This window comes from Protofrankia sp. Cr1 (assembly GCF_963555865.1).
Taxonomy (GTDB): Bacteria; Actinomycetota; Actinomycetes; order Frankiales; family Frankiaceae; genus Protofrankia.
In genome coordinates, this window is sequence record NZ_CAUVXO010000464.1 from 1 (window position 1) to 4,178 (window position 4,178).

The following is a 4,178-nucleotide window of genomic DNA, read 5'->3' on the forward strand; positions in this document are numbered from 1 at the left end:
GTCAGGGGCAGGCAGCCCGTCCGTCATCCTCTTCCGCCGCGAGGGCGGACGACGCCCGGCGGAACAGCTACGCCTCCTGCTCGTCAACCTCGACCAACTCGCCGACGCCCTCCAATCCGGAAGCATGGTCGTGCTGACCGACCGCCTCATCCGCATCCGACAGCTTCCACTGATTCCCTGAGGTGACAGCCAAACTGAAAGCCGAGCCGACGGACGAGCACGAACGGCGGAGTCCGACCAGCGCAGCAAGGCAGTGCTCTGCGGACGGGAACGGACGTCCACGGACGGTCCGCTGAGGACTACGGATCAACTGTACGGTATGTTGGGTTTGTGGCCCAGCCTGTGAATGGTCGATGCAGACGAATCCTCCGCCCAGGTTTAGTCGACCGTATGTAGTCAAGGGATCATTGACCTCAACTGAGGTTGCCGCATGCAGACAGTGTAGAAGGTGTCCATGGATACGTGCTTCATAGCGATGCCGATCTCCACACCGGGTGGTCTGATCGAGGACTACGACAACGACGGCGACCACTTTGCGCACGTTCTCGACCATCTTTTCATTCCGGCGATCGAGAACATCGGACTCAAGCCGATTTCGCCCTTGACCGTCGGCTCACCCGTGATCCACGCCGAGATCATAAAGCAGATCACGGATGCGCAACTCCTATTATGCGATATGTCCACGTTAAATGCAAATGTCTTCTTTGAGCTTGGGATCAGGACCGCGCTGAATCTGCCTGTTTGCCTGGTGCAAGATACGCTCACCGGAAGTCCACCATTTGATCTGAATCTGGTCAACCATCACAGATATAACCCGTCACTCACACCATGGATACTTAAAGACGAGATGCCGCGATTACAGAAACACCTTCAAGCGACCTTGGCAGCGGGAGATCATAATGCGATGTGGGGCATTGTCGGCTTGACGCGGCGGGCCGAGGCACCCATCGATTCCGCTGATCCGGTCGCGGCCCGCATTGAATTGCTTGAGAATCAAGTTCGCGTGCTCGCCAATTTCGCACAAGAAGGGGTGCAAAATCCGCGGAGCACATCCAATTTCTTGAGGCCACTCTTAGCCAAACGGATCCTCTGGGTGGATGACATTCCTGAAAACAATTCCTACGAAAGAAGCGAGCTGGAAAGAGCTGGGACGTTCATAACTATCGCCAGGTCAACCGCGGAAGCCGCTGAGAAATTGGGACGAGAAAAATTTGACCTCATTATCTCGGACGTGGACCGGCAAGAAGACGGGAAGAGGCACCGCTCCGCCGGCTTTGAACTCCTCCAGATGCTACGCGAAGAGTTGAGGATATATACTCCAGTAATTTTCTACACAGGCAACCCGGCTTCTGCCGCCAAAAATCCGCTAGCTCAAAAATATCGGACCCCCGTCGCTCATTCTTCGAAGCAATTAATCAATCTTGTATCGCAGGAGTTGTTGGGTTCGGGCGGATGAATCTTGCGTCGGTACCATGTCGTCGCGTTAAAGGCTACTGGAACATTTGTTCCACCAGCGCGCCTGACACTACGTGACCAGCACCTTGATGGCGGCAGTACTGCAGTTGTACTGCAACGGGGGTGGACGTCCGTGGACGTCGGTAGACGGTCCCAGGCCCGCGACCTGCACCGGCGGACGTCAGCGGACACCCATGAACATATCGCCGAGGACTACGGATCAAGATGTTGGGGGTTCGAGACCCTCCGAGCGCACGCTGTCAGGCATCCGCACGGCGGATACGGAACAACCCTCGGTGAACCACTGTCACCGTCCTCGCCCAGTTCCGCCATGAAGACCTCGCCTACGACGCCATCATCCGGGCCATCACCGCCGCGCAACAAGCCGGACCCAGCACCACCGGTAATCCTCACCTCAGACTCCGGGAACCCATCACTGTTCCTCCCCTGTCAGCAGATGCCCCACGTCACGCCAGAACTTGTCGAACGAAGGCGAGTACTTCCTGGCCATCCGGAGATTGACAAGCGCGGCCAGCGCAGCCTGGTCACTCACTGGCTTGTAGGAACGCCCATCGGTACGATGCGCGCTCAGCCATCCCTTACAGTGACGCGGTTTCTCCACATCAACGGGGCACTCAAGGCCTTGAGCCAGGCCCCGCTCGCCACTGAGCGACGGTGCTGCCGCCAGAAACCACGCCTCGAACTCACGATTGGCCAGGACGACGGAGACCGCCAGCCCCGGACAGACCGCCCGAGCCCGGCCGAGTAACCGCGGACCCAGCTCGGCGGGACAGTCGTCATCGGCGTCGATCATGATCAGGACACCACCGGCCGGGCCGACCTGCTCGGCGACCGCCGCGACGACCGTTTCCAGCCCACCGGCACCAACCAGGGTGCCTCGGTTGACCCGATACGGGCGTGGCAGATCCACCCATGATCCTGGGGCCAGCTCGGCGGCCATCCGGCGTACCAGCACCGGCAGGGCGGCGACCTCGCCCTGGCCCTCGACCACCATGGCGATCGTGGTCGGCGTCATCCCCGCTCTCGCCTCACGTCCGCCCGCCGGCCGGCCGGGCGATCGGCCTGCACCGGCATCATCCCCCCGCTCCGGTGCAACTCACCGACCGTCATGATCTTCTTCGCCACGATGGCGTGACTGGCGGCATCAACCTCACCCACCTGCGTCACGCCGTCGAGATTCGCCACCGCCCGGATATGCCCGAGCCGGACGTACTCGCTGTCCAGAAGATCCGAACTCTGACTGGTCACGATCACCTGGGTCCGCAACGCGGCGTCGTCCAGGGCCTCGTACAACGCGCCCACCGTCGCCGGATGCAGCGCCGTCTCCGGTTCCTCAATGCCGATCAGCGAGATGCGACCGTCGAAGGCCGGTGGCTGAAACAGCGCCGCGAGCACCCCGGCTGCCCGCAACGTCCCCTCCGAGAGGGCCTCCCGCGCGAACACCTCAATGCCGTCCGCGACACCGACTCGGAAACGAGCCTCAACCGTCGAGTACCGGCCCTCCAACCGCTCGTCCACCCCGACCGCGTTCGGTACCAGCGCCGACAGGTAGGCATCGAGGCGTTCCTTGCCCACGCGATCGTCACGCTGGAGCGCGCCGAGGACATGCCCGAGATGCTCACCCGCGGAGCCGAGTTCCGAGCGCCGGGTCGTCTCCTCGTCCAGCGCCCGCAGCACCGCCGAGTCCAACTCGTAGAACCGCATGGCCCGCAACGCGGTGTCGACCGCCGCATACCGATCGTCCTGGATGGCCTCCACTGGTAGGTACAGCCGGGAGGTACGACGCCGCCCCGCGGTCGCGCTGAGCACGACCGGACCGCCAGGCAGTTCGATGCGGCACTCCTCGCGGATCACCAGCAGCGGCAGGTCGCCGTCCGGATCCCGACCGATCTCGACCCCGTAGGTCGCCGCGACCGCCGCACCGCCGTCGCGCTCCGCCGCGAGCGCCACATCAAGCCGAATCCCGAAGGAATCGGCACCCCCATCCGGCCTCCGGCGCAGCAGAGCATCAAGACCGCCGCGCTCCGAGACCGCATGCGCGGGCGACACCTCCAGGGCGTCCGTGACGAACCGGAGCGCGTCCAGGAAATTGGACTTCCCGGAGGCATTGAACCCGACCAGCACGGTAAGCGGGCCGAGCGAGACATCGCAGTCGGCAACGGACCGATAGTCCCTGATCATGACCCGCCTGACGAACGGGAGCGGCCGGGCGGGGGCGATGGCGGTCATGACACGGACGCTCCCCGAGCGGTTGCGACGTCGATCATCCTCGTCGATCTGCCTAGTGACAATGGTGGTGACAAGCCCCTGCCGCCCTCGCTGACCGAGTTCATCGTGGCGATCATATGCCGGCGCAACAACAGCGACCCGTCGTTGATCCGGGGCAGGAGAGCGCACGGCAATAGGGACGCGGCATCGCGGGGCCGGGGCATGCGCATCTCTGTGTTGTCGTCGGTCGATACCCACAATCAGAGTGACTCCCGCCGCCGTCCTGCCATGTACGTGCCCCAGCCCCACTCCTTGATCCACGCCCCTACTGCCAGGCGCTCCTAACGACGTGAATCTGATGCTGCTGCCAGGACACCAGAGTCACATCGTTCCCACAGAGGGTCCGGCAACAGGGGCGCGAACATCGGCGGAATCCCTTACGGCGCAGTGGTTCCGGTCCGGTTGCGGCGGTAGGCGTCCACGACCACGATGAA

General features: G+C 62.9%; 3 protein-coding genes and 1 pseudogene. 2 read left to right on the plus strand and 2 right to left on the minus strand.

Going from position 1 to position 4,178, the window contains the following annotated elements:
* Nucleotides 1–181: pseudogene (locus U9980_RS23775) on the plus strand (hypothetical protein); the annotation flags it as partial.
* Between the two features lie 273 nt (nt 182–454).
* Nucleotides 455–1,456 carry a response regulator gene (locus tag U9980_RS23780; protein WP_322769970.1) on the plus strand — a complete coding sequence of 334 codons (1,002 nt, stop codon included), beginning with the start codon at nt 455–457 and terminating at the stop codon, nt 1,454–1,456.
* Between the two features lie 432 nt (nt 1,457–1,888).
* Here U9980_RS23780 and U9980_RS23785 read toward each other — a convergent pair whose 3' ends face one another.
* Together U9980_RS23785 and U9980_RS23790 are read right to left on the minus strand one after the other, a co-directional pair.
* The gene (locus U9980_RS23785) at nt 1,889–2,491 is read right to left on the minus strand and encodes a DUF4276 family protein (protein ID WP_322769971.1); all 603 of its coding nucleotides are present in this window, start codon (nt 2,489–2,491) and stop codon (nt 1,889–1,891) included.
* The gene (locus U9980_RS23790; protein WP_322769972.1) at nt 2,488–3,705 is read right to left on the minus strand and encodes an AAA family ATPase; all 1,218 of its coding nucleotides are present in this window, start codon (nt 3,703–3,705) and stop codon (nt 2,488–2,490) included. The genes U9980_RS23785 and U9980_RS23790 overlap by 4 nt, the downstream gene beginning before the upstream one ends.
* Nucleotides 3,706–4,178: the final 473 nt, after the last annotated feature.